The organism is Pseudoalteromonas sp. (assembly GCF_041613455.1).
In the GTDB taxonomy this organism is placed as follows: Bacteria; Pseudomonadota; Gammaproteobacteria; order Enterobacterales; family Alteromonadaceae; genus Pseudoalteromonas.
Map to the genome: position 1 here is coordinate 1 of NZ_JBFJHD010000034.1, position 23,787 is coordinate 23,787.

Annotated in this window: 23 protein-coding genes; 18 read left to right on the forward strand and 5 right to left on the reverse strand. The window is 44.1% G+C overall.

Annotated features, from left to right (window positions below):
• The first annotated feature begins 28 nt into the window (after positions 1 to 28).
• The 5 genes from miaB to lnt are packed head-to-tail and all read left to right on the forward strand — an operon-like array spanning position 29 to position 5,494.
• The gene (gene miaB / locus ABYB02_RS05580; protein ID WP_372761473.1) at positions 29 to 1,477 is read left to right on the forward strand and encodes a tRNA (N6-isopentenyl adenosine(37)-C2)-methylthiotransferase MiaB; all 1,449 of its coding nucleotides are present in this window, start codon (positions 29 to 31) and stop codon (positions 1,475 to 1,477) included.
• A gap of 51 nt (positions 1,478 to 1,528) precedes the next feature.
• The gene (locus ABYB02_RS05585; RefSeq protein WP_372761474.1) at positions 1,529 to 2,587 is read left to right on the forward strand and encodes a PhoH family protein; all 1,059 of its coding nucleotides are present in this window, start codon (positions 1,529 to 1,531) and stop codon (positions 2,585 to 2,587) included.
• A 4-nt stretch (positions 2,588 to 2,591) separates the two neighbouring features.
• On the forward strand, positions 2,592 to 3,050 hold the full coding sequence (gene ybeY, locus ABYB02_RS05590; RefSeq protein ID WP_372761475.1) for an rRNA maturation RNase YbeY: 459 nt from the start codon (positions 2,592 to 2,594) through the stop codon (positions 3,048 to 3,050).
• 22 nt (positions 3,051 to 3,072) lie between these two features.
• Complete coding sequence (gene corC, locus ABYB02_RS05595; protein ID WP_372761476.1) at positions 3,073 to 3,957, forward strand: CNNM family magnesium/cobalt transport protein CorC; 885 nt, start codon at positions 3,073 to 3,075, stop codon at positions 3,955 to 3,957.
• Complete coding sequence (lnt, locus tag ABYB02_RS05600; RefSeq protein WP_372761477.1) at positions 3,938 to 5,494, forward strand: apolipoprotein N-acyltransferase; 1,557 nt, start codon at positions 3,938 to 3,940, stop codon at positions 5,492 to 5,494. The genes corC and lnt overlap by 20 nt, the downstream gene beginning before the upstream one ends.
• Positions 5,495 to 5,580: 86 nt before the next feature.
• Here lnt and ABYB02_RS05605 read toward each other — a convergent pair whose 3' ends face one another.
• Together ABYB02_RS05605 and ABYB02_RS05610 are read right to left on the reverse strand one after the other, a co-directional pair.
• Complete coding sequence (locus ABYB02_RS05605; protein ID WP_372761478.1) at positions 5,581 to 6,378, reverse strand: hypothetical protein; 798 nt, start codon at positions 6,376 to 6,378, stop codon at positions 5,581 to 5,583.
• Between the two features lie 201 nt (positions 6,379 to 6,579).
• On the reverse strand, positions 6,580 to 6,885 hold the full coding sequence (locus tag ABYB02_RS05610) for a monooxygenase (RefSeq protein WP_372761479.1): 306 nt from the start codon (positions 6,883 to 6,885) through the stop codon (positions 6,580 to 6,582).
• Between the two features lie 434 nt (positions 6,886 to 7,319).
• Between ABYB02_RS05610 and ABYB02_RS05615 the strand changes: the two genes are divergently transcribed.
• Complete coding sequence (locus ABYB02_RS05615; protein ID WP_372761480.1) at positions 7,320 to 7,916, forward strand: hypothetical protein; 597 nt, start codon at positions 7,320 to 7,322, stop codon at positions 7,914 to 7,916.
• A gap of 133 nt (positions 7,917 to 8,049) precedes the next feature.
• Here the strand turns inward: ABYB02_RS05615 and ABYB02_RS05620 are convergent, their stop codons facing one another.
• The 3 genes from ABYB02_RS05620 to ABYB02_RS05630 form a co-directional block, all read right to left on the reverse strand.
• On the reverse strand, positions 8,050 to 8,526 hold the full coding sequence (locus tag ABYB02_RS05620; RefSeq protein ID WP_372761481.1) for an FKBP-type peptidyl-prolyl cis-trans isomerase: 477 nt from the start codon (positions 8,524 to 8,526) through the stop codon (positions 8,050 to 8,052).
• The gene (locus ABYB02_RS05625; protein WP_372761482.1) at positions 8,523 to 10,952 is read right to left on the reverse strand and encodes a Lon protease family protein; all 2,430 of its coding nucleotides are present in this window, start codon (positions 10,950 to 10,952) and stop codon (positions 8,523 to 8,525) included. Before ABYB02_RS05625 ends, ABYB02_RS05620 begins: the two co-directional genes overlap by 4 nt.
• Before the next feature lie 76 nt (positions 10,953 to 11,028).
• A complete protein-coding gene (locus ABYB02_RS05630; RefSeq protein WP_372761483.1) occupies positions 11,029 to 11,487 on the reverse strand; it encodes a hypothetical protein in 459 nt (152 codons plus the stop codon).
• Positions 11,488 to 11,659: 172 nt separating this feature from the next.
• Between ABYB02_RS05630 and leuS the strand changes: the two genes are divergently transcribed.
• The 12 genes from leuS to lipB all read left to right on the forward strand — a co-directional run bounded on the left by leuS (position 11,660) and on the right by lipB (position 23,769).
• Positions 11,660 to 14,248, forward strand: a complete 2,589-nt coding sequence (gene leuS / locus ABYB02_RS05635) for a leucine--tRNA ligase (protein ID WP_372761484.1) — start codon at positions 11,660 to 11,662, stop codon at positions 14,246 to 14,248.
• A 1-nt stretch (position 14,249) separates the two neighbouring features.
• On the forward strand, positions 14,250 to 14,741 hold the full coding sequence (gene lptE / locus ABYB02_RS05640; protein WP_372761485.1) for an LPS assembly lipoprotein LptE: 492 nt from the start codon (positions 14,250 to 14,252) through the stop codon (positions 14,739 to 14,741).
• Positions 14,741 to 15,778 carry a DNA polymerase III subunit delta gene (gene holA, locus ABYB02_RS05645; RefSeq protein WP_372761486.1) on the forward strand — a complete coding sequence of 346 codons (1,038 nt, stop codon included), beginning with the start codon at positions 14,741 to 14,743 and terminating at the stop codon, positions 15,776 to 15,778. The genes lptE and holA overlap by 1 nt, the downstream gene beginning before the upstream one ends.
• A gap of 24 nt (positions 15,779 to 15,802) precedes the next feature.
• A complete protein-coding gene (nadD, locus tag ABYB02_RS05650) occupies positions 15,803 to 16,447 on the forward strand; it encodes a nicotinate-nucleotide adenylyltransferase (protein WP_372761487.1) in 645 nt (214 codons plus the stop codon).
• Between the two features lie 92 nt (positions 16,448 to 16,539).
• A complete protein-coding gene (rsfS, locus tag ABYB02_RS05655) occupies positions 16,540 to 16,857 on the forward strand; it encodes a ribosome silencing factor (RefSeq protein ID WP_372761488.1) in 318 nt (105 codons plus the stop codon).
• Between the two features lie 38 nt (positions 16,858 to 16,895).
• Positions 16,896 to 17,366, forward strand: a complete 471-nt coding sequence (rlmH, locus tag ABYB02_RS05660; RefSeq protein ID WP_372761489.1) for a 23S rRNA (pseudouridine(1915)-N(3))-methyltransferase RlmH — start codon at positions 16,896 to 16,898, stop codon at positions 17,364 to 17,366.
• A 9-nt stretch (positions 17,367 to 17,375) separates the two neighbouring features.
• Positions 17,376 to 19,256: a penicillin-binding protein 2 gene (gene mrdA, locus ABYB02_RS05665; RefSeq protein WP_372761490.1), complete on the forward strand. Its 1,881-nt coding sequence runs from the start codon at positions 17,376 to 17,378 to the stop codon at positions 19,254 to 19,256.
• Positions 19,253 to 20,359, forward strand: coding sequence for a rod shape-determining protein RodA (rodA, locus tag ABYB02_RS05670; protein WP_372761491.1), 1,107 nt, complete (start codon positions 19,253 to 19,255; stop codon positions 20,357 to 20,359). Before mrdA ends, rodA begins: the two co-directional genes overlap by 4 nt.
• Complete coding sequence (locus tag ABYB02_RS05675; protein ID WP_372761492.1) at positions 20,359 to 21,129, forward strand: septal ring lytic transglycosylase RlpA family protein; 771 nt, start codon at positions 20,359 to 20,361, stop codon at positions 21,127 to 21,129. The genes rodA and ABYB02_RS05675 overlap by 1 nt, the downstream gene beginning before the upstream one ends.
• Before the next feature lie 313 nt (positions 21,130 to 21,442).
• Positions 21,443 to 22,603: a serine hydrolase gene (locus ABYB02_RS05680; protein WP_372761493.1), complete on the forward strand. Its 1,161-nt coding sequence runs from the start codon at positions 21,443 to 21,445 to the stop codon at positions 22,601 to 22,603.
• Between the two features lie 215 nt (positions 22,604 to 22,818).
• Positions 22,819 to 23,097 (forward strand): DUF493 family protein YbeD, encoded by a 279-nt coding sequence (ybeD, locus tag ABYB02_RS05685; RefSeq protein WP_372761494.1) that lies wholly within the window; start codon positions 22,819 to 22,821, stop codon positions 23,095 to 23,097.
• An 18-nt stretch (positions 23,098 to 23,115) separates the two neighbouring features.
• Entirely contained in the window at positions 23,116 to 23,769 is a 654-nt protein-coding gene (gene lipB / locus ABYB02_RS05690) for a lipoyl(octanoyl) transferase LipB (protein ID WP_372761495.1), read from the forward strand.
• Positions 23,770 to 23,787 lie beyond the last annotated feature (18 nt).

The following is a 23,787-nucleotide window of genomic DNA, read 5'->3' on the forward strand; positions in this document are numbered from 1 at the left end:
ATCGAATTGAACACGAGGCTATATTTCAATGAGCAAAAAGCTGCATATTAAAACCTGGGGTTGTCAGATGAACGAATACGACTCTCAGAAAATGGCTGAACTTTTAGATGCCACCAACGGCTATCAGCTAACTGATGATGCAACAGATGCCGACGTTATCTTACTTAACACCTGTTCAATTCGTGAAAAAGCGCAAGAAAAAGTATTTCATCAGTTAGGTCGCTGGAAGTTATTAAAAGACGACAAGCCCGATCTGATCATTGGTGTTGGCGGCTGTGTTGCCTCACAAGAAGGTGATTCTATTCGTCAGCGTGCACCGTTTGTCGATGTTATTTTTGGCCCACAAACCCTGCATCGTTTACCAGAAATGATTAAACAAGTGCAAGGCGACAAAGGCTCGTCGGTGGTTGATATTTCATTTCCAGAAATTGAAAAGTTTGACCGTTTACCCGAGCCAAAAGCTGAAGGTCCTTCTGCTTTTGTGTCGATTATGGAAGGCTGCTCTAAGTACTGCACCTTTTGTGTTGTTCCCTACACCCGTGGTGAAGAAGTTAGCCGTCCAGTAGACGATGTGCTGCTTGAGGTAGCGCAGCTAGCAGAGCAAGGTGTACGTGAAGTTAATCTATTAGGGCAAAACGTAAACGCCTATCGCGGCGACACTCACGACGGCGAAATTTGTTATTTCTCAGATCTCATTCGTTACATTGCCGCAATTGATGGCATTGACCGTATTCGTTATACCACGTCGCACCCGGTAGAGTTTACCCCTGACATTATTGAAGTGTATGCCGATGTACCAGAGCTGGTTGATCACTTACATTTACCGGTACAAAGTGGTTCAGACCGTATTCTAAACCTAATGAAACGTGGCCACACTGCGCTTGAGTACAAGTCGATTATTCGTAAATTACGTAAAATTCGCCCTAACTTAAGCATGTCATCTGACTTCATTATTGGTTTTCCAGGTGAAAGCCAAGCCGACTTTGAAGCCACAATGCAGTTAATCAGCGATATCGGTTTTGATATGAGCTTTAGCTTTATTTACAGTGCGCGTCCAGGCACGCCGGCTGCTGACTTACCGGATGATGTAACAGAGCAAGAGAAAAAAGAGCGCTTATACCTATTACAAAACCGTATTACGCAAATGGCACAGCAAATTAGCCGCCAAATGTTCGATACCGAGCAACGCATTCTGGTTGAAGGGCCTTCAAAGAAAAACCCAATGGAATTACGTGGCCGTACCGAAAATAACCGTGTAGTGAACTTTGTTGGTCCACACACAGTGATCGGTCAGTTTGTTGATGTACGTATAACCGAAGCACTACCTAACTCTTTACGTGGTGACTTAATTCGTACAGAATCAGAAATGAACTTACGCCGTGATATTGCTCCTTCAGCTATTTTAACAAAAGCTGCGAGTCTTGAGCCAAAACCAGACCCTACGAACGAAATTGGCGTTGCTACTTTCGTTCCTTAGTGGACACTCTTAGCGCCAGCAACTGCTGGCGCCATGCTATAGGAAGTAATTTTGAGTAATCAGTTAAAAACGTTAGAGATTTATTTAGAACCTGCCGATAACAAACGCCTTTCCTCTTTATGTGGCCCGTTTGACGAAAACATCAAACAGATTGAACGCCGTCTAGGTGTTGAGATAATCCATCGCGATAACTTTTTTAAAGTAACAGGTAAAACCTACAGTAGCGCCAGTGCGGTAGAGATATTAAAAAACCTTTATGTTGATACTCAGCCTGTACGCGGTGAAATTGGCGAAATAGAACCCGAAAACGTGCATTTAGCAATCACGGCGGCTAATGCATTAGAGCAAGACATGCCTAAAAGCGCCTACGGCAAAGAAATGGTGATTAAAACACGTCGTGGGGTGATTAAACCACGCAATGATAACCAAGGCCTTTATGTTGCCAATATAATGCATCACGACATTACCTTTGGTATTGGCCCTGCCGGCACCGGTAAAACTTACCTTGCGGTAGCCGCCGCGGTCGATGCGCTAGAGCGCCAAGAAATTCGCCGCATTTTACTGACTCGCCCAGCCGTTGAAGCAGGTGAAAAACTTGGCTTTTTACCTGGCGATTTAAGCCAAAAAGTCGACCCTTATCTGCGCCCGCTTTACGATGCCTTGTTTGAAATGTTGGGTTTTGAAAAAGTAGAAAAGCTGATCGAAAAAAACGTTATTGAAGTGGCGCCGCTTGCGTATATGCGCGGCCGTACGTTAAATGATGCGTTTATTATTTTAGATGAAAGCCAAAATACCACAGCCGAGCAAATGAAAATGTTTTTAACCCGTATTGGTTTTAATTCCAAAGCGGTGATCACCGGTGATATAACGCAAGTTGATTTACCCCGTGGTACACGCTCAGGGTTGCGACACGCTATTGAAGTGCTAAACGGCGTAGACGAAATCAGCTTTAACTTTTTTAAAGCTCACGATGTGGTGCGCCACCCGGTAGTGGCACGTATTGTTGAAGCGTACGAGCGCAACGATGAAAGCGAGCGACTGAAGCGCATTGAAAAGCAAAAAGCGCGCGATGAATTGGCCGCTCAACAACAGCCTACTACTAAAGAGTAATACCGTGACCACAGTACTTGATTTACAACTCGCCTGTGAGTTTGACAACTTACCCAGCGAAGCACAATTTTTGCTTTGGGCCGATAAAGCCCTGAGCCACTATCGCGATGAGTCTGAGCTCACTATTGTCATTAGTGATGAAGCGCAGTCGCAACAACTTAATAATGACTACCGCGGTAAGAATAAACCAACCAACGTGTTGTCGTTTGAATTTGAAGCACCCCCGGGGATTGATATTCCTTTAGTGGGTGATTTAATTATTTGCCCAGCGATTGTACACGCTGAAGCAATTGAGCAAGAAAAGTCATTTCATGACCACTTTGCGCATATGGTTATTCATGGATGCTTGCATTTACTCGGCTTTGACCATATAAAGAGTGAAGAGGCTTTTGAAATGGAAAGCATAGAAAAGCAATTACTTGCAGAGCTAAACATAGCTGACCCATATCGGGACGATATTTAAATTAACGGAGCATATAGACGTAATGAGCGACGGTAACTCGCAATCTAGCCAGGGTTCTTCTGGCAAAACGTGGTTGGGCCGCATAGCCCAAATGTTGCAAGGGGAACCCCAGAATAGAGAAGAGCTGGTTGAAGTGATTGCCGATGCGCAAGAGCGGGATGTAATCGATCCAGAAACCAAAGATATGATTGAAGGTGTGCTTGGCGTGTCTGAGCTTAAAGTGCGGGACATTATGGTGCCGCGCTCACAAATGGTGACACTGGAAATCGACAGCCCACTTGAAACACTCATCCCGATGATGGTTGATTCAACTCACTCGCGTTTTCCGGTTGTATGTGAAGACAAAGACCATGTAGAAGGGATTTTGCTCGCTAAAGATTTATTACCACTGATCTTAAACAAAGATGAGCACTTACCCTCTTTACGTGAATACTTGCGCCCTGCGATGGTGGTGCCAGAAAGTAAACGTGTTGATACCCTGCTTAACGAATTTCGTCAGCAACGCTATCATATGGCGATTGTGATTGATGAGTACGGCGGTGTCTCGGGCTTAGTGACAATTGAAGATATTCTTGAAATTATCGTGGGTGAAATCGAAGATGAGCACGACGAAGAAGAAGATCAACAAGATATTCGCCAACTTGCTAAGCATGTGTACGTGGTGCAAGCATTAACACCAGTGGATGACTTTAACGACCACTTTAAAACGGGTTACAGCACGCAGGAAGCCGATACCATTGGTGGCACCGTACTACACGCCTTTGGTCATATGCCAAGTCGTGGTGAAACCATAGAAATAGACGGTTACCAGTTTAAAGTAACTAACTCTGACAATCGTCGTATCTTGCAGCTGCAAGTGACCGTACCTAAGGCTGATGATAACGACAGTGAAGACTCTGCTAACTAAGGTCACCCTATTAGCAAAAGATAAAAACGTATGGCTCGCATTATTTGCGGGCCTTATTTTAACTTTTAGCTATGCCCCTTTCTATATTTGGCCCTTGGTGTTTATTAGCCTTGCCGCCATTCTATTTTGCATTCAGCCAACTAAAACAGGCAAAGCCCCCGCCAAAACCGCGGCTAAATATGGCTTTATATTTGGTTTAGGCTGGTTTGGTGCCGGTATTAGCTGGGTACATGTGTCGATTGCCACCTTTGGCGGCATGCCATTGGTCGCCTCATTAGCGCTGATGGCGCTATTGTGTGCTTATTTAGCGCTCTTCCCTGCACTCGCATTTTGGGCGGCCACTCGCTTTGCCAGTGGCCCGAAAAGCTATGGCGCATTATTAATCGCAAGCTTTGCTATTAGCGAATATTTACGTGGCAGCTTACTGACGGGCTTTCCGTGGCTTAGCTTTGGTTATACGCAAACAGACAGTCCGCTGCAGCTGCTTGCGCCGTATATTGGTGAGTTTGGTTTAACCTTAAGCTGCGTAGCAATTGGCTTTGCTTTATACCGTCTGAGTCAAAAAGACTTTATTACTCTCAGTGGTGTTGCTGTCGCTATAGCACTGCTGCTTAGCGCTGCACACTTTAGTACTACCACACGCTATTCTGGCAAAACCATGTCAACCTTGTTGGTACAAGGCAATATAAAACAGCACCTGCGCTTTGAGCCCAGTGAGTTTTGGACCACCATGAGTAAGTATCAAGACATGACGCGCACGCATTGGGATGCAGATTTAATCGTCTGGCCTGAAGCCGCTGTACCGGAAATAGAAGCACTGGCCGACGAATACTTAGCTAACTTAGATAACGCTGCATCCTTTAATAAAACCGCCCTCGTTACCGGCATTGTTGATTACCAACTGGATACTCGTACTATTTTTAATACGCTTATTGTGGTGGGTAACAAAGAGCGTAACGACGAGCATGGCCATTATCACTATCTCGATAAAAACCGCTACCAAAAACACCAGCTGTTACCCATTGGTGAGTTTGTGCCGTTTGAAGATATACTGCGCCCGATTGCCCCGTTATTTGATTTACCTATGTCGTCGTTTACCCGTGGCGAAAAAGTACAAAATAATCTGCGCGCCAACGGCTTTAACTTATTGCCGGCCATTTGCTACGAAATTGTATTTAGCGATCTGGTGCGCGGCAACTACCAAAGCCAGTCAGACTTGCTCTTTACCGTGAGTAACGACGCGTGGTTTGGCGACTCCATTGGCCCCCACCAGCATATGCAAATTGCGCGTATGCGTGCCTTAGAGCTACAACGCCCACTGGTACGCGTTACCAACAATGGCGTGAGTGGCGTGTACGACCCCATCAGCCATACCGAGCAAACCATGCCACAGTTTGCAGCCACCACCATGAAAGCGCACATCAAGCTTATTCAGGGCGATAGCGTGTACAGTCAATATGGCAACCTATTTGTATGGGCAGTTGTGGTGCTGCTGGGTGTGGGTGGATTGGCTGCTAGATTTAAGGTTAAAGGTTAAAGGTTAAAGGTTAAAAATTAAAGGCGCTAGGTTTAGCCTTCAGCTAGAATTTAAGCCCAACGCCATGGTTGGGCTTAATTTTATCTTTATCGAACCGTTTTAATACTTTCTAACAGTTCCACCATGCCGGCTTGGTTTACTTGGATCACGCCGCGTTTTGGTCTGTCTAAGTCGATAATAATAAATACGATCAGGGTGATCAGTAACGACACCAACACTATTGGAGCAATAATACGTTGCCCACTGAGTCCCGCCGAGTAGCCCATAATGCCGCCCGATGAAATAAACACCACAAACAGCAGCATTAACACCACCTCAGGTACATGCATTTGCAGTAACGCGTTGCGCTTACCTTGGCTGTCTATGACATCATTTAACGACTTTACAAACGCGCCAGTAGTAACAGGGCGCGGATCAACATTGGTCGCCTCAACAGCTAATGTCCATAGTTCAGCTTGAATGTTGGCTATTTTTTTATTGTAGTCGTTACGTTGCTGGTGTTTAGTTAAATCTAGCTGGCCAATCGCAACACGCAGCTCCAAGTATTGTTCAAATAACTCGCTGGCGGGTTGTTGATATTCTGCTGGCAATAACTCGATGCGTAAAACAGCCGTGCCAATACTGTTAGCTTCATCAATTAACGCCATGCTGCGATTGTCATAACGCTGCATCGACATACTAAAGGTAAAACCCAGTAATAACGCAAGCAAACCTAGGATGCTGCCTTGTATTGAGCCGGTGAGGGCTTTTACTTCGCTGTCGGTACGCGCCTGAATAAAGCGCCCTGCTCTGAACCCCATTTCGTTACAAATAATTATGGTTACAAACAGACCCACCGCAATCATTACACTGCTTAATCCGTACAATAATTCATCTTCAAACATGTTGTTAATTTCCGCCTATGCTGTTCTATCGTATGTAGTAAACGCCCAACACTGGCAGGTCACATACGGCTAATGGGTTAATCACTAACTATTTTATGGACTTTACAGTAAGTCATTTATTTGACAACAAATAAATAAAAAAAGACTGCACATGGCAGCCTTTGCAGATTAGCGTGTTGTCACATCTCGGTGCTTGTGTGGTTACTTTAGCGGCGCGTTATTAATTGCCGAAAGCGGCACATTAACATCGAATAATTGACCGCGTACCTCGTTCACGCCAAGCGCTTTTAAACGTGCGGTATGCATTGTTAAGTACGCCTGTGCCGACGCTTCATCTTCAAACAGGTAAATACCACCGGCGAGTTGACCTTGTTGGTTTTCGGTCCAAATTTTCCAAATAACACCGGGTTCTTGGTTAATAGACTCTGCTAACCCTTTTAACGCAACTGACATTTCCTCGCCAAATGGACCGGCAAAATCAAAATCTACTTGTAATAATTTTTTCACGATAAGCCCTCTGATAAATAAAAACGTAGTTTTTACGCTTTGAATAGTATTGCAGTAAATTAGTCAGCTACCTAACATAAGCTAAGCAACGAGTAACATGCATGCCTTGCAAGCTTAATGTAAACCATTTTTAATCGCTCCATAGCTGTCATAGTAAGTATTGAGACTGAAAGGAAAGCGGCCTTGAATTAGAGTTAGCTGATGAAGAAGCTATAACAAATAATATCGATTGTATGCGTACAATTTCATATCAATACTTAGCACCTAATACGCACTTTAATATCACCCCTACAACATAAAGCAATACTTTCTTGCTTTATTCTGGCTTTATTAATAGTATGCGCATCAATAAAATCAAACAACTCAATGAATTACTTAAAATTCTACAGTTTGACTTTATTATCTAACCGCAAACACATAAAAAGGAATATAATGTGAATAAAATAGCCTCAATCTTTATCTTAATTGGCCTACTTTTAACTACTGGCTGCACCAGCATAATGACCGCAGAGCAAGCGGCTCCTACCTTAAATAAGCCCCAAGTCGATGAATTACAAATTGCTGTCGTTGATCACCGCCCTTATGTTGTAAATGGCGATAAATTATCTGGCTTTGAAGGATTAAGTCGTTCTGGCTTTGGGATACCTTATACACGAAACCTCGTTACTGGCGAAACTATGCCTCAACACTTAGGTAAACGCCTTGCTGCTGGCTTTATTCGTGCTGGTATTAACGCTAAATTAATACCTACAACGCCACAAGTGAATATTAATAACATTAAAGCAGATGCCGATACACCGGCTATCATTATTGTGCTTAATGAGTGGAAGTATGACCATCATGCTTTTACTGATAACTCCTGGTATGACTTTGATCTGATTATAAAAGATGGCTCTGGGACTACGCTTATAAATAAAAACTTTACTGGTGAGCAAGATATTCCGAGTATGCATACCAATGATTTACAACTACTTTATAAAGAGCGCTTCGAATTAGCATTTGCTGATGCTGAAATACAGGCGTTACTTTAAAAACATCACGTAAACCACAATAAACCTTTATTAATTTGACCAGCTGACTAATCAACATTAATAATTATTTTTCGGTTTATAAAAAGCCCTGCTTGATACCAAGCAGGGCTTTAAAATATTCAGCCATTAAAAATTAACTCTCAATGGCGAGTAACTCCACTTCAAATATCAATACCGAAGCCGGTGGAATACTGCCCACTCTTTTTTCGCCATACGCCAGTTGGTGTGGCACATAAAACAGGTATTTATCGCCTGGGCTCATTAGTTGTAAACCTTCGGTCCAGCCTTTGATCACTTGATTTAAACCAAAGCTAATGGGCGTATTACGCTCAACTGAGCTGTCAAACACTGTGCCGTCGATTAAGGTGCCATGGTAATGCACCTTTACTTTACTTTGCGCAGTTGGCTTTTGCTCACCCTCACCGCGTTGCAGCACTTTGTACTGTAAGCCTGAGTCGGTTTCAACTACGCCCGCCGTTTTTGCGTTCGCGGCTAAGTAATCGGCGCCTATTTGCGCATTTATACCTGCCTGCTGTTTGGCTTTTTTACTATTTTGAAAAATTAAAAAACAAAATATGGCAATGATAATCGCTAAAATGGTATTGATCATAATTCACCTTTTCCTTCTTCAAGCTCTGCGTCTTTGTCATCGTCGCTATCACCGTTAACAATACCGGCAATCTCTTTCAGTCGCGCTAACGCCAGTCCATTCACTGAGTGTTCCGGGTAGTGTCCGTTAACTAAATCGCCCGCTTCAATGGCCATTAATAAATTCAGCGCTTGGTCTACCGTTTCTACCGCGTAAATACTAAATTTACCGTGTTCAACGGCATCCAAAATTTCGTCATCGAGTACCAAATTAACTTGATTCGATTTAGGAATAATAACGCCTTGCTCGCCGCTCAAACCACGCATTTTACAGAGCTTAAAAAAACCTTCTATTTTTTCGTTTACGCCGCCAATGGCTTGCACATCACCGTGTTGGTTAATCGAACCGGTCAGCGCAATTGACTGACTTAACGGTAAACTGGTGATTGCCGAAATTAACGCACACAGCTCGGCAAGTGACGCACTGTCGCCATCGATATAGCCATAGCTTTGCTCTATCGCGATATTCGCGCTCAAGGTTAAACTAAAGTGCTGCGCGTATTTGTTGCCTAAGTAACCGGTTAATAGCATTACGCCTTTGGAGTGAATCGCCTTACCCAGCTCGGCTTCACGCTCTACATCTAATACGCCATCGGCACCGGCATACACGGTTGCAGTAATGCGCGCGGGGGTACCAAACGAGGTATCTCCAATGTGCAGTACCGTTAAGCCGTTAACTTTGCCGATAGCTTGGCCATCGGTGGCAATTAAGGTGTGGCCTTCTTTAATATCACTGAGCATATTTTCGCTAATTTGCCCAGTTCGGTATTGTTTACCTTCAATAGCTTCGTCGATGTGGTGCGCATCAATCACGCTAAGCTTGTCTTGTTTCGCGTAAAAGCTGGCCTCAGCTACTAACTCAAGCACATCGGCAAAACGTGCCGACAGTTTATTATGGTGCTCAGCTTGACGATAACTAAACTTAAGTAATCGCACCATGGCCGCTTCGGTGGTGCTGCACTTTAATGACTGTTGGCAGTACTCGGTTACTTTAGTAATAAATTGGTACTGTAATTTGTCACTACTTGGTAAGTAGTAGTCAAAATCGGCTAATACTCTAAATAACTCGGCAAACTCTTCGTCGTACTCACCGATGGTGTAATACAACTCGCGCGAGCCTAACAAAATAATTTTTACATCAAGCGGTATTAGTTGCGGGCGCAAAGTGAAGCTACTGCCCACAACACTGTCTTGGTACGGTAAATCGTTTTTAATTTGATGGGTCTTCAGCGACAGCTTTAAGCCGTCCCACACTTGTGGCTGTGCCATCACTTTTTCGGCGTCCATAATTAAATAGCCGCCATTGGCACGATGCAGTGCACCAGGCTGTATAGAACGATAACTGGTGATCAGTGAGCCCTGTGAAGTGGCGTACTCGACCTTACCAAAGATGTTACCAAAGGTGGGATTTGGCTCATACACCACGGGAGCGGCATCTTCTTCTTTAAATTCAACCAAAATATTGGGCGCAAAAAAGTCGGTGAGCATGCCTTTACGATCAAAGTCTTCTTTGTTTTCTTCGCTTTCACCTTCGTCGTCTAACCACTCCAGCACCGCATCTATAATTTCAACACGAATATCTTTTAAATAGCGCAGCACGCCAATATGGCTGGCGTATTTGTGCTCTAAATCTTTTAGTAATGGTTTAGTGGCTTGCTCTGTGGTGGCTTTTTTCAGGTTACGCAGTTTTTCTTTAGATTCACGCTTCCAACGCGGCAGCTCTATCAGTGCTTCGATTAAGGCATCTTCCAGTTTTTCAATTTTTTCAAAAAACGTTTCGCGCAACTCATCATCAAGGTGTGAAAATTCGTTATCGCTAAGTTGCTTACCATCAATTAAAGGGGCAAAGCCCACCACGCCTTTATCTTCTATTAGCGCGACATTTTGTTCCAGCGCGGCGATTTCTACCGCCGTGATAGCACTGTCGTAAGCGTCGTTAAACTCACGGTCTATCGACTTTTTCTTGCGCTGATAAGCCGGGTTATCAAATGCCGCCGGAAAGGTATCAATCACTTCATCAATAAACGCGTCGATATCATCGGCAAGCATTTTACTTTGCCCAGCTTGCATAAATAACGCGATTGGCTCGCGGTGGTCGTCGTAGTTATTAACATACAGCCACTCGTTAGGCGTTGCTCGGCCTTTAGCGTGTTGTTTTAGTTTGTCTTTAACTAGCGTAAAACGTCCATGAGCGGCTTCGCCCATGACATAAACGTTATAACCGGGTAAATCCATGCCCAATGAAAAATCCAACGCACTTTGGGCGCGTTGTTGGCCAATAAAGGTTAGTGGCTCTGGGTATGGATTACTCATGCAAATATGCACATGATTTGTAGAAATACTGGGTGCAAGCTCAGATACAGGTAGTGGCAGTAATTTTTTCGTCATTCTAACTTCTTTGTTTACCAGTAAACTTACTGGCTTTTGGCGTATTAAGTGGCTTACAACCACTTAATACTTATATTTAGGGTTGTAGTGCTTTACGGCTAAAATAAATGCCATCACATTGTGTGCACGATAATATTTGCGTGGCGTGATAAACATCATAACTATGACCGCAATTCTTACATACTAATGTGCCCATGGCTATCCATTCGCCTGCGTGATATACCCCTTTGTGCTTAAAATCTTGACTCAATGACTGCCATTCTAGCTGTGTTTTATCTTCGATATGCGACAATTCGTACCACAAGGACTCTTTAAGCTCCTGCCATGCAAGCGAATTGTAGTGCTCTTCATGTTGCTGCACATGCTCTAAATCATGCATTAAATAGTCGCGGTATTGGTGATATTTTTCTTCACCTAAATTTTTAAGTGCCTGCTCAGATTCAACAAATCGTTTTACTGCATCCTTTACTTCATGATCTTTTACGTCTTTTAGCCAATCGGTTAAATCACTCAGCCATGTTTTGTAATCTGCCATTTTAAACTCCTACAATATTGCTGTTAAATCACCCTATAACTTAGATAAGTATAGGTTAACCTCAACTGAAGGTTATAATTTATCAAAACACGGTTAAGGCGCTATAAATAGCGATTTATTTGGGGTATCCTTACGACAATTTTTTATTAGTCGTAAGAAGTCTGGAAGCACGATGCAAGAGCAATATAACCCGCAAAAAATAGAGTCAAAAATCCAACAATACTGGGAAGAAAATAAAGTATTTAAAGTCACAGAAGATGAGAGTAAAGAAAAGTATTACTGCCTTTCTATGTTCCCATATCCGAGTGGTCGACTCCATATGGGCCATGTGCGTAACTACACTATCGGTGATGTTGTTTCTCGTTTTCAGCGCTTAAAAGGCAAAAATGTCATGCAACCTATGGGTTGGGATGCGTTTGGTTTACCAGCGGAAAATGCGGCTATTAAAAATAAAACAGCGCCGGCAAAGTGGACTTACGAAAATATTGACTATATGCGTACCCAACTTAAGCAACTTGGTTTTGGTTATGACTGGGATCGCGAAATCGCCACCTGTCACCCAGAATACTATAAATGGGAACAATGGTTTTTCACTAAGTTGTACGAAAAAGGCCTAGTGTATAAAAAAATGTCGACGGTTAACTGGGATCCGGTTGATCAAACTGTACTGGCCAACGAACAAGTGATTGATGGTCGCGGCTGGCGTTCAGGCGCGGTGGTTGAGCAAAAAGAAATTCCACAATGGTTTATTAAAATTACCGACTACGCGCAAGAGCTACTTGACGATTTAGACAAGCTAGAAGACTGGCCTGAGCAAGTTAAAACCATGCAGCGCAACTGGATTGGTCGCTCTGAAGGGTGTGACATCGAGTTTAAGCGTACCGACAAAGACGAAACATTTAGTGTTTACACCACCCGCCCCGATACCTTTATGGGTGTGACTTACGTTGCGGTAGCAGCAGGACACCCTATAGCACAAGAAGCGGCTAAAAATAGCGACTCTGTGGCACTGTTTGTTGAAGAGTGTAAAAACAACAAAGTCAGTGAAGCCGATATGGCCACCATGGAGAAAAAAGGCATCGCTACCGGCTTTTTTGCCACTCACCCACTGACCGGTGAGCAAGTACCAATTTGGATTGCTAACTTTGTATTAATGCATTATGGCTCAGGTGCGGTAATGGCCGTACCGGCACATGACCAACGTGACTTTGAATTTGCCACCGCTTATGGCCTTGAAATTAAACAAGTGATTGCCCCACTTGAAGGCGCAGAAGAACAAGTAAACCTAAACGAAGCAGCCTATACCGACAAAGGTGTGTTAGTTAATTCGGGCGAATTTGACGGCCTAGAATTTGATGCCGCATTTAATGCCATTGCCGACAAACTAGAAGCGCTAGGCGTGGGTAAACGTAAAGTAAACTTCCGTTTGCGTGACTGGGGGGTTAGCCGCCAGCGTTACTGGGGTTCGCCAATTCCAATGCTAAGCGACGAAGACGGTAACGAGCTGGCTGCTACTGAAGATATGCTACCGGTGCGTTTACCTGAAGACGTAGTAATGAACGGCGTGACCTCGCCGATTAAAGCGGATCCTGAGTGGGCAAAAACCACCGTGAATGGCGCACCCGCGTTTCACGAAACCGATACCTTTGACACCTTTATGGAGTCGTCTTGGTACTACGCGCGTTACTGTAGCCCACGTCATGACGAAGGCATGCTAGACCCTGCTGCAGCTAACTACTGGTTACCGGTAAACCAATACATTGGCGGTATTGAGCACGCCATTTTACACTTATTATATTCGCGTTTTTTCCATAAATTATTACGTGACTTTGGCTTAGTTAATTCAGACGAGCCATTTGACCGTTTACTGTGTCAAGGCATGGTACTGGCGGAAACTTTCTATCGTAAAGATGAGAAAGGCGGCGATGTATGGATCTCGCCAAGCGACGTAAATACCGAAACCGACGACAAAGGCCGCGTTACTAAGGCATGGCATAAAGTGGATGGTAAACCGGTATTTTCTTCAGGCATGAGTAAAATGTCGAAGTCTAAAAATAACGGTATTGATCCACAGCAAGTAATTGCACAGTACGGTGCCGATACCGTGCGTTTATTTATGATGTTTACTGCACCACCAGAGCAAACGCTGGAATGGTCAGATTCAGGGGTAGAAGGCGCACACCGCTTCTTAAAACGAGTATGGAAATACGCGGTAGACGTTAAAACAGTAGGTTTTCAACCGCTTAATAAAGGCGCACTGAATAACGAGCAAAAAGTACTGCGTCGTGAGTTACACAAAGCAATTGCTAAAGTAACCGATGATGTTGAACGTCGTCAAACCTTTAACACCGCCATTGCCGCGATCATGGAGCTGTCTAATAAGCTATTAAAAGCGCCATTAAACGACAAGCAAGATGTGGCAATTGCTAACGAAGCACTTGAAGCATTACTTATTATGCTCGCACCGATTACACCGCATTTAGCCCATCAACTATGGCAAGACCTAGGTAAAGAAGGCGATATTATTGACGCGAGCTGGCCACGCGTTGATGAGTCAGCCCTAGTTGAAGATGAAAAGCTAATTGTTGTGCAAGTTAACGGTAAATTACGCGCTAAGCTAACCGTTGCCGCCGATGCAAGCCAAGAGCAAGTAGAAGCGGTGGCTTTTGCTGAGCCTAACGTGGCTAAATTTACCGATGGCGTGACCATTCGTAAAGTTATCTACGTACCGGGTAAGTTACTTAACGTGGTAGCAAACTAACATGGCTGCTGTTAACGCCATTAAAAACGGACTAGCCTTAGTGCTAGTCTGTTTTTTACTTACCAGTTGTGGCTTTCATTTAAAGAAAGCCTCTAGCCTGCCCGACGATTTAAAACAGCTAACACTGGTTGGCGACGATGAAAAGTCGGCATTATTTAGTGCGGTAAAAAGTGAGTTACTGGCCAGCGGTGTCACACTGGTTGCGCCAAGCAAAACGGCGGCGCAACTATACGTATTTAAAGAGCAGCTAGAACGGCAAACATTGTCGTTATTTCAAAATGGTCAGGTTGCAGAGTACGAGCTTACTTACAGTGTCAGCTATGCTCTAAACCGCCCCAATGGCAAGGCAATCGAAAAACGCTTTGAACTGTATCGTAATTATCAAGACGATCCCGATCATGCGCTAGCAAAAGCGAAAGAGCTTGAGCTACTGATCAGCGAAATTCGCCTGCAAGCTAGCCGCCGTATTGCTAGAGAGCTGTCGCAACTGTAATGCGCTGTTACGCTAATCAATTACCCAGTGAACTTAAAAAAGGCTTAAAGCCTTTTTACTTAGTGTTTGGTGAAGAGCCATTTCAAGAAGCGCAATGTGTGCAACAGATCCGCGATGTGGCAAAGCAACAAGGTTTTGCTGAGGTTATTAAGTTCACTTTAATGCAAGGGTTTGATTGGCAAGAAATTATAGCTCAATATCAAAGTATGTCGCTGTTTAGCGAACGGACCATAATTGAGCTTGATTTAAACCAGCAAAAGCCAGGCATTCCTGGCGGCAATACCTTTAAGCAGATCATTGAACTGATTAACCCCGATACCATTTTAATTGTTAAAGGTGCTAAAGCCGGCCAAGACGTGCAACGCAGTGCGTGGTTTAAAGCACTGGATAAACACGGGCTATTTGTTCCCTGTTATCCACTAACCGGCACCCACGTTAAGCGTTGGCTTGATGAGCAATGCCAACGCCTATCGCTAAACATGCAAAATGAAGCCAAACTGAGCTTAATTAGTGCCACCGAAGGAAACTTATTAGCCTGCTTTCAGGAGCTAGAAAAGCTATCGCTACTGCATGGTGATGCGTTAATTACTCAGCAGTTAGTGATGCAAGGGCTACTAAATCAAGCCAAGTTTGATATTTTCGATTTAACTGACGCGCTTTTAAATGGTCACGCTAACCAAGTTATAAAAGTGCTGCACAAGTTGGCCAACGATAACACCGAAGTGGTGAGCATTTTATGGGCAATCAATAAAGAACTTAATACCTTGATCAGTGTGCAACTAGGCCTATTAAATGGCGAGCCATTAGCAACTATATTTAAACAAAAAGCGATTTGGAAGAATCAGCAAGCACCGTTACAAAGTGCCATAAAGCGCTTAAACTTGACTACCCTTGAGCAAATTAGCAGCGACTTAGCGCAATTTGATGCCAGTTATAAGCAAGGTAACTTAATTGCGCCTTATCAAGTACTGGCACATATTTGCATTAAGTTTTGCCAACCCATTAATATTGCTTTGCCGTGCCACGCCCTTAATTAAAACCAATACAGTGTAGAGTTTATTATGATCGCAATTTTTGGAGGCACTTTTGACCCCGTCCATTTAGGCCATCTAAATATGGCTAAACAATGCGTCAGTGCTTTTAATTTAAACACCCTCTACTTTATGCCCTGCGCACTGCCGGCTCATAAAGCAGCGCCAGGTATCAATACGCAGCATCGCGTAGCAATGTTAAACGCTGCCATTGCGCCCTACCCCTTTTTTAAGCTCGACTTACGCGAGTTAAAGCGCAGTGGCCCCTCGTATTCACTACTGAGTTTACAAGAGTTAAGAGCTGCCCACCCCACTACCCCTATTTTATTTTTAATTGGCATGGACTCGTTTAATAGCCTCGACCAATGGCACCAATGGCAAGCTATTACCCAGCTTTGTCATATTGTGGTGTATCAGCGCCCAGCACAGCAGCGCAATGTAAGTGGTGAGTTACACGCCTATATGCAGCAAGCCCAAGTGGATGACCCCAGTGCACTGGGGCACAGCATTGCTGGCAAGCTGTATTTTTTACCCGGTGAGCCGCTAGATGCCGCATCCAGTATTATTCGTCAGCAACTTAAAAAAACCAATAAAAAGAATGAACTATTGCCCGATGCCGTGAGTCAGTACATACAACAGCATGCGCTTTATTTAAATGACGATAATACTCACTGATATTGGCAGGTGAATACTCGCCAACAGTGATTGGTATATACCCCCTAGCATGTTAAAATACACGCTATTACATTTAAAATTGAGACAAAACCTTGGATTCGAAACAACTACTTGCTTTTGCACTAGATAAAATTGGCGATATGAAGGCACGCGATGTGGTTCATATTGACGTAACAGAAACATCAGACATCACAGATTACATGGTGGTGTGCTCTGGAACATCAAGACGTCATGTGCTATCAATTGCTGATAACTTAGCTAAAGAAGCTCGCCATGCAGGTCAAGAACCATTGGGCTATGAAGGCCAAAGCGACGGTGAATGGGCATTGGTAGATTTAGGTGATGTGGTTGTTCACGTGATGCAAGATCAAGCGCGTAGCTATTACGATCTAGAAAAACTGTGGGGCTAAAGCCGCACAATTTTTGTAATTAAGCTTGGAACTAATACGTGAAAATACAAATGATTGCCGTTGGTACCAAAATGCCAGCCTGGGTAGAAACGGGATTTGCCGAGTACCAACGCCGCTTTCCTAAAGATATGGCGCTGGAGCTGATTGAAATTCCTGCCGGAAAACGGGGTAAAAATGCCGATATTAAGCGCATTTTACATACCGAAGGCGAAAAAACCTTAGCCGCTATTCCCAAAGGCAATCGTATTGTTACTTTAGAAGTCACCGGTAAACCACTCGATACCCACCAACTTGCTAAAAACATGCAAAAATGGCAACTCGATGGCCGTGATGTCAGTTTGCTAATTGGCGGCCCTGAAGGACTGGCACCCGAGTGTATTGCAGCCTCAGAGCAAAAGTGGTCGTTATCTAATTTAACACTGCCACACCCTTTAGTGCGCATTATTGTTGCCGAAAGCCTGTACCGTGGCTGGAGTTTAAATAACAACCACCCTTATCATCGCGAGTAACCCCTTGCTATGTTAAAACGAAGACCCACGATCCGCGACCATTCAGCAGAAGCGAACTTATTCGCACGGCGCGCATTTGTGGGTTTTATTTTTATTCTGGCGTTAATTGCCGTACTGCTGTCTAACCTGTACAAAATTCAGGTCGACGACCATCAAGATTATCAAACTCGCTCTAACGATAACCGTATCAAAGTCATTCCTATTGCGCCTAACCGTGGCTTAATTTACGACCGCAACGGCGTGCTGCTGGCAGAAAATAAACCGGTTTATAATCTGGAAGTTATTCCCGAAGAGGTGGATGACTTAGCCGCTGAGTTGCAGCAAGTTAGTACTATTATTGAGATTAGCGAACAAGAACGAAACGACTTTTTAGAAAACATTAAGTACACCCGCCGTTTCAAAAGCCAAGTACTAAAAGCTCGCTTAAATGAAACCGAAGTGGCCCGATTTTCGGTTAACCAACACAAATTCCCCGGCTTTAGTATTGAAGCTCGCCTCGCGCGCTATTACCCTTATGGCGATACACTGACCCACGCGCTGGGCTATGTGGCCAAACTAAGCCGTAAAGATCTTAATAAACTCGAACAACAAGACCAAGCAACAAACTACCGCGCCACACACGATATTGGCAAACTGGGTATCGAAAAGTATTACGAAGAGCTACTGCATGGGCAAGTCGGCTCACAACGGGTGGAAGTGAATAATCGCGGCCGTATTATTCGCACTTTAAGCATGCTCCCGCCACAACCGGGCAGCGATTTAGTGCTCACCCTCGACATTGGACTACAACAAATAGCACAACATGCACTCAAAGACATGCGCGGCGCAATTGTGGTGATGGATGCCAAAGATGGCGGGGTGCTGGCACTGTATTCTAACCCCAGTTACGATCCTAATTTATTTGTGCACGGTATTAGTAGCAAAAATTATAAAGCACTGCTCAACTCCGATCGGCCTTTAATTAACCGCGCCACACAAGGGCGTTATGCCCCCGCCTCTACCGTAAAGCCGCACATGGCTATTTTGGCATTAGAAGAGAACATTGTCAGTGAAAGCACCACCATGTGGGATCCTGGTTTTTTTCAAATTCCTAATGTTGAGCATAAATGGCGCGACTGGAAGCGCTGGGGGCATGGCCATGTTGATGTATACAAAGCCATTGAAGAGTCCTGTGATACCTACTTTTACGATGCCGCCTATCGCTTAGGCATTACTAAAATAAGTGACTTTATGGCGCGTTTTGGCTTTGGCGAATTATCGGGTATTGATATTCACGAAGAAACCACCGCTATCTTACCGTCAAAAGAGTGGAAAGAAGGCCGCTTTAAAGAGTCATGGTGGCGTGGTGACACTATCTCGGTGGGTATAGGACAAGGTTATTGGACCGCCACACCGATTCAAATAGCGAATGCCACCAATATATTGGTTAATCGTGGCGTACGTCATCCACCACATTTAGTACAGGTGGCTAAAAAAGTCGATCAAGTAGAGCAGTTAAATAATGAAGAAAAGCCGCCTGTGGTACTTAATAACGCAGACAACTGGCGTATCGCTATTGACGCTATGCACAACACGGTGAAAAAAGTAACCGGTACGGCACATAGGGCATTTAAAGGCGTTAACTACGATCCAGCCGGTAAAACAGGCACCGCACAGGTGGTGAGCATTGCCCAGGGTGAGCGCTACGATGCCGATGCGCTGAAAGAACACCAACGTGATAATGCAATTTATGTCGGCTTTGCGCCTTATAATAATCCACAAATTGTGGTGTCTATTGTGGTAGAAAATACCGGCGGCGGCAGTTCGGTTGGGGCACCTATTGCACGCCAACTAATGGACTATTACTTTGCAGCTAATCCGATACAGCAGACCAGGAGCACCACTCCATGACCGCCTTACACGATAAACGCTCTATTTGGGCGCGATTACATATAGATCTGCCCTTATTTATCGCACTGTTGCTGATGATGGTCGGCAGCATTGTTATTGTTTACAGTGCCAGCGGCCAAGACAGCGCCATGATGATCCGCCATATAACACGTATGGGGGGGGCTATTGTGGCTATGCTGATGCTTGCTCAAGTTGCGCCCGCTACCTTAAAACGCTTAGTGATCCCGCTTTACTGCGTTGGCTTGTTAATGCTCGTGGCAGTGTTATTGTTTGGTGTCACTTCTAAAGGCGCACAGCGCTGGCTAAACTTAGGCATTACCCGCTTTCAACCCTCAGAGTTAATGAAACTCGCCGTGCCAATGATGGTAGCATGGTACATAGGCCGCAATCATTTACCGCCTCGCCCGCTACACTTAGTCATTGGCTTTGTTATCGTTATGATCCCTACGCTACTTATTAAAGAACAGCCCGACTTAGGTACCTCTATTTTAATTGCCAGCTCTGGAATTTTTGTGCTGTTTTTATCGGGTTTGAGCTGGCGGTTAATCGGCTTTTTTAGCGCGGTTGTTGGATTAGCTGCCTGGCCTTTTTGGCACTACGGTATGCACGCCTATCAAAAACAACGGGTACTGACCTTTTTAGACCCTGAAAGCGATCCGCTGGGCTCGGGTTATCATATTATTCAATCTAAAATTGCCATTGGCTCAGGTGGTATAGAAGGCAAAGGTTGGTTGCAAGGAACACAATCACAACTGGAGTTTTTACCCGAGCGCCACACCGACTTTATTTTTTCGGTATTAAGTGAAGAGTTTGGTTTATTTGGAGTCTGTATTCTGCTCAGCTTATATTTATTTATTATGGGCCGCGGTTTATATATAGCAGTACATGCACAAGACGCCTTTGGTAAATTATTAGCCGGCTCGTTAACCTTGACCTTTTTTGTCTATGTGTTTGTAAATATTGGTATGGTGTCGGGGCTGTTGCCGGTTGTTGGCGTACCGCTGCCACTGATCAGCTATGGCGGCACGTCTATGGTGACACTGATGGCGAGCTTTGGCATTATTATGTCCATCGCGACGGATAAAAGGATGCTACTAAAATAATGCGACTGCACACTCAACTATTCATCATCAGCTTATTACTGCTTTTAACGGCATGTAGTAGCTCTAATAGTGGCTCGAATAGCCGTTATAGCATGCGCCACGATGCAGCCCCGCTGCGTGTACCTACGCCATTAGAAATGCAAGATGCCGTAGTTACTAAAGTCACCAAAAGTGCCAGTGCTGGGCGTCCTTATACCGTGTTGGGTAAAAGCTATACGCCGATGCTCAATGAAAGTGGTTACGTCGAAGAAGGTATTGCTTCTTGGTATGGGCGTAAATTTCATGGTTATCATACCTCTAATGGCGAAATCTACGATATGTTTGCCATGACAGCGGCGCACAAAACCTTACCGTTACCCAGCTTTGCAAAAGTAACTAATCTAAGTAATGGCAAATCGGTGATAGTCCGCGTGAATGATCGCGGCCCGTTCCATGACGATAGAATAATTGATCTTTCCTATGCCGCGGCTTATAAATTAGGCTATTACACCCATGGTACAGCGAAGGTTAAGGTAGAGGCCGTTACGCTTGAAAATTCGACTGCCAGCCAAACCTACATTCAAGTCGCTGCAGGGAGTACACTGGCAAATATTGAAGCGTTAGCCAGTAGCTTACGCCAACAATACCAATTACCGACTAATATTGTACAACAAGACGCTATTTATCGGTTGCATTTAGGGCCGATACACGATGCTCAACACGCACAACACGTGTTAAATAAGCTAAAACAAAACCAATTTAAGAACGCGTTCTTGCTTTACACTCAGTAAGACTAATACCCAAACCATCCCAAGCTGCAGAATTCAGCGTTGCACTGGGGCTCAATATCTAGGCGTTACTTTGCTGAAATGGTAATCCCTTTTAAAAAGTAACAACACAGAGAATAAGCTCCAGTGAAACGCCCTGGGGGTTGGTTTAAAAACGATTTATACTGCGTTATTGATTTGAACAATAGAGTGACTATTATTTGTAATCAATGCCTTGCCTAAGTCGTTTTTAATTCCACCTGAAACTCGCATCTCGGGGTAGTTTGGGTATAGAATGGGCTAACGCAAATTTTAACTTTAACCATTAATGAGTATGATGAAATCTATTAAACATAAAATTCTTACTGGTCTATGCGGCTTAATCTGTTCTGCCGCTGTATTTTCAGCCACCGCCCAAATAATTCCAGCGCCCCCTCAAGTTAATGCGAAAGGTTATTTTTTGGTTGACTTTACAACCGGTAAAGTCATTGCACAGGGCAATGCAGACACAAAACTGGCTCCCGCTAGCTTAACAAAAATGATGACCAGTTATGTGATTGGTACCGAAATCAAAGCCGGTAATATCGCCCCCACCGACATGGTGACTGTGAGCGAAAAAGCCTGGGCTAAAAACTTCCCTGAATCATCAAAAATGTTCATTGAAGTGGGTAAACAAATCAGTGTCGACGAGCTGAACCACGGTATCATTATTCAATCGGGTAACGATGCCTGTGTTGCCATGGCAGAGCATATCGCTGGAAGCGAAAGCGCCTTTGCAGATTTAATGAACGCGCATGCCGCAAAACTAGGCATGGAAAACAGCCACTTCATTAATAGCCATGGCCTAGATACCGACGCGCATTACACCACACCACGCGATATGGCAACACTCGGTGCCGCACTTATTCGTGATGTACCCGATGAGTATGCGCTGTACAAGAAAAAATCATTTACCTATAACGGTATTAAACAATATAACCGTAACTCATTATTATGGGATGAAAGCCTAGATGTCGATGGCATTAAAACGGGCCATACCTCAGAAGCAGGCTACAGCTTAGTGACCTCAGCCACTAAAAACGATATGCGTTTAATTGCGGTTGTGATGGGCACGTCCAGTGAGCGCGCCCGTAAAGTTGAAAGTAAAAAACTGCTTAACTACGGCTTTCGTTTTTACGAGACAATTACACCTTATAAAGCCGGTGACAGCTTTGCACAGCAACGTATTTGGATGGGTAATAAAGAAAATGTTTCATTAGGTATTTTACAAGATACCCCTATTACCATTCCTCGTGGTCAGCATAAAAATTTAAAAGCCAATTTTAAATTAGATAATGTCCTTGAAGCGCCATTGGCGAAAGGCACTAAAGTAGGTACTTTATTTTTACAGCTAGAAGGTGAAGATATTGCACAATATCCGCTAGTTACCCTTGAAGAAGTCGAAGAAGGCAGCTTCTTTAGCAAAATTTATGACTACTTACGTTTACAGATAATGTAAACCGCTGTACAACAATCTTAACGCCTCCGTTGTGAGGCGTTTTTTTTTGCTTGAAAAGTGCTAGAATGCGCCCCATATAAGTCAATCATGTTGAGTTGTTCGTTTTGGGCCCCCGAAAAGCGTAACTCAGATTGCTATTAACCCAACAGTTTTAAGCTTAGGGTTTGCCTGACAGCAAGATTAAGCCAACACTTTTTGTATGAGGAGTCACTACCGTGGTTCAACCTGTTAAAGATACTAAATTTGATGAGTATTTAGAGTTTCCTTGCCCGTTCACCTTTAAAATAATGGGGCTGGCTAATGTTAACTTAACCGATCAAATTTTAGCCAAGCTACAACCAATTGCACCGGGTGACTATGCCCCTAAAGTAAAACCGAGTAGCAAAGGTAATTACGAGTCGGTTTCGCTTGTGGCAACCGTTACGAGTGGCGCGCACATCGAACAAATTTATAACGTGATCAGTAATATTGATGACGTACGTCACATGCTTTAAGCCTAATTGAGATTTGTTGTGAACGAAAACACTTTAATTGTACGCCAACTTGGTCGCCAACGTTACTTGCCTATTTGGCAAAAAATGCAAGCATTCACCGACACCCGTGACGACAATACTGCCGATGAAATTTGGCTGGTAGAGCACGACCCCGTGTTTACCCAAGGTCAAGCCGGTAAAGACGAACACTTACTTGCCCCAGGCGACATCGAAGTGATCAAAGTAGATCGCGGCGGACAAGTAACCTACCACGGCCCCGGCCAACAAATGATGTATGTTTTATTTAACTTACGTCGTTTAAAAATTGGTGTGCGTGAACTGGTTACTTGGCTTGAAGAATGCATTATTGACGCGCTCGCAGACTACGATATTGCCGCGTATGCAAAAGCGGATGCACCCGGTGTTTACGTTAACGACAGCAAAATTGCCTCATTAGGTTTACGCGTTCGGCGTGGTTGCTCATTTCATGGCTTAGCATTAAATGTTAATATGGACCTAAGTCCATTTTTACGCATTAACCCATGTGGCTATGCAGGTATGAATATGGTGCAAACGAAACAATTAAATGGCCCTGAAAACCTAGCAACTGCGGGTGAAGGGCTGGTAAAACACATGATTAAAAAGCTTAATGCAACACAGGTTAAGCATACTGAAGGGTTTGAAAACGAATGAATAAACCAGTCAAAATGG

Excerpts from the sequence above, each read along its gene's own strand:
- miaB (WP_372761473.1), top strand. The coding sequence starts at position 29 with ATGAGCAAAAAGCTGCATATTAAAACCTGGGGTTGTCAGATGAACGAA.
- leuS (WP_372761484.1), top strand. The coding sequence starts at position 11,660 with ATGCAAGAGCAATATAACCCGCAAAAAATAGAGTCAAAAATCCAACAA.
- ABYB02_RS05680 (WP_372761493.1), top strand. The coding sequence starts at position 21,443 with ATGAAATCTATTAAACATAAAATTCTTACTGGTCTATGCGGCTTAATC.
- nadD (WP_372761487.1), top strand. The coding sequence starts at position 15,803 with ATGATCGCAATTTTTGGAGGCACTTTTGACCCCGTCCATTTAGGCCAT.
- holA (WP_372761486.1), top strand. The coding sequence starts at position 14,741 with ATGCGCTGTTACGCTAATCAATTACCCAGTGAACTTAAAAAAGGCTTA.
- lptE (WP_372761485.1), top strand. The coding sequence starts at position 14,250 with ATGGCTGCTGTTAACGCCATTAAAAACGGACTAGCCTTAGTGCTAGTC.
- ABYB02_RS05605 (WP_372761478.1), bottom strand. The coding sequence starts at position 6,378 with ATGTTTGAAGATGAATTATTGTACGGATTAAGCAGTGTAATGATTGCG.
- rodA (WP_372761491.1), top strand. The coding sequence starts at position 19,253 with ATGACCGCCTTACACGATAAACGCTCTATTTGGGCGCGATTACATATA.
- ABYB02_RS05625 (WP_372761482.1), bottom strand. The coding sequence starts at position 10,952 with ATGACGAAAAAATTACTGCCACTACCTGTATCTGAGCTTGCACCCAGT.
- corC (WP_372761476.1), top strand. The coding sequence starts at position 3,073 with ATGAGCGACGGTAACTCGCAATCTAGCCAGGGTTCTTCTGGCAAAACG.
- ABYB02_RS05620 (WP_372761481.1), bottom strand. The coding sequence starts at position 8,526 with ATGATCAATACCATTTTAGCGATTATCATTGCCATATTTTGTTTTTTA.
- mrdA (WP_372761490.1), top strand. The coding sequence starts at position 17,376 with ATGTTAAAACGAAGACCCACGATCCGCGACCATTCAGCAGAAGCGAAC.
- ABYB02_RS05675 (WP_372761492.1), top strand. The coding sequence starts at position 20,359 with ATGCGACTGCACACTCAACTATTCATCATCAGCTTATTACTGCTTTTA.
- ABYB02_RS05630 (WP_372761483.1), bottom strand. The coding sequence starts at position 11,487 with ATGGCAGATTACAAAACATGGCTGAGTGATTTAACCGATTGGCTAAAA.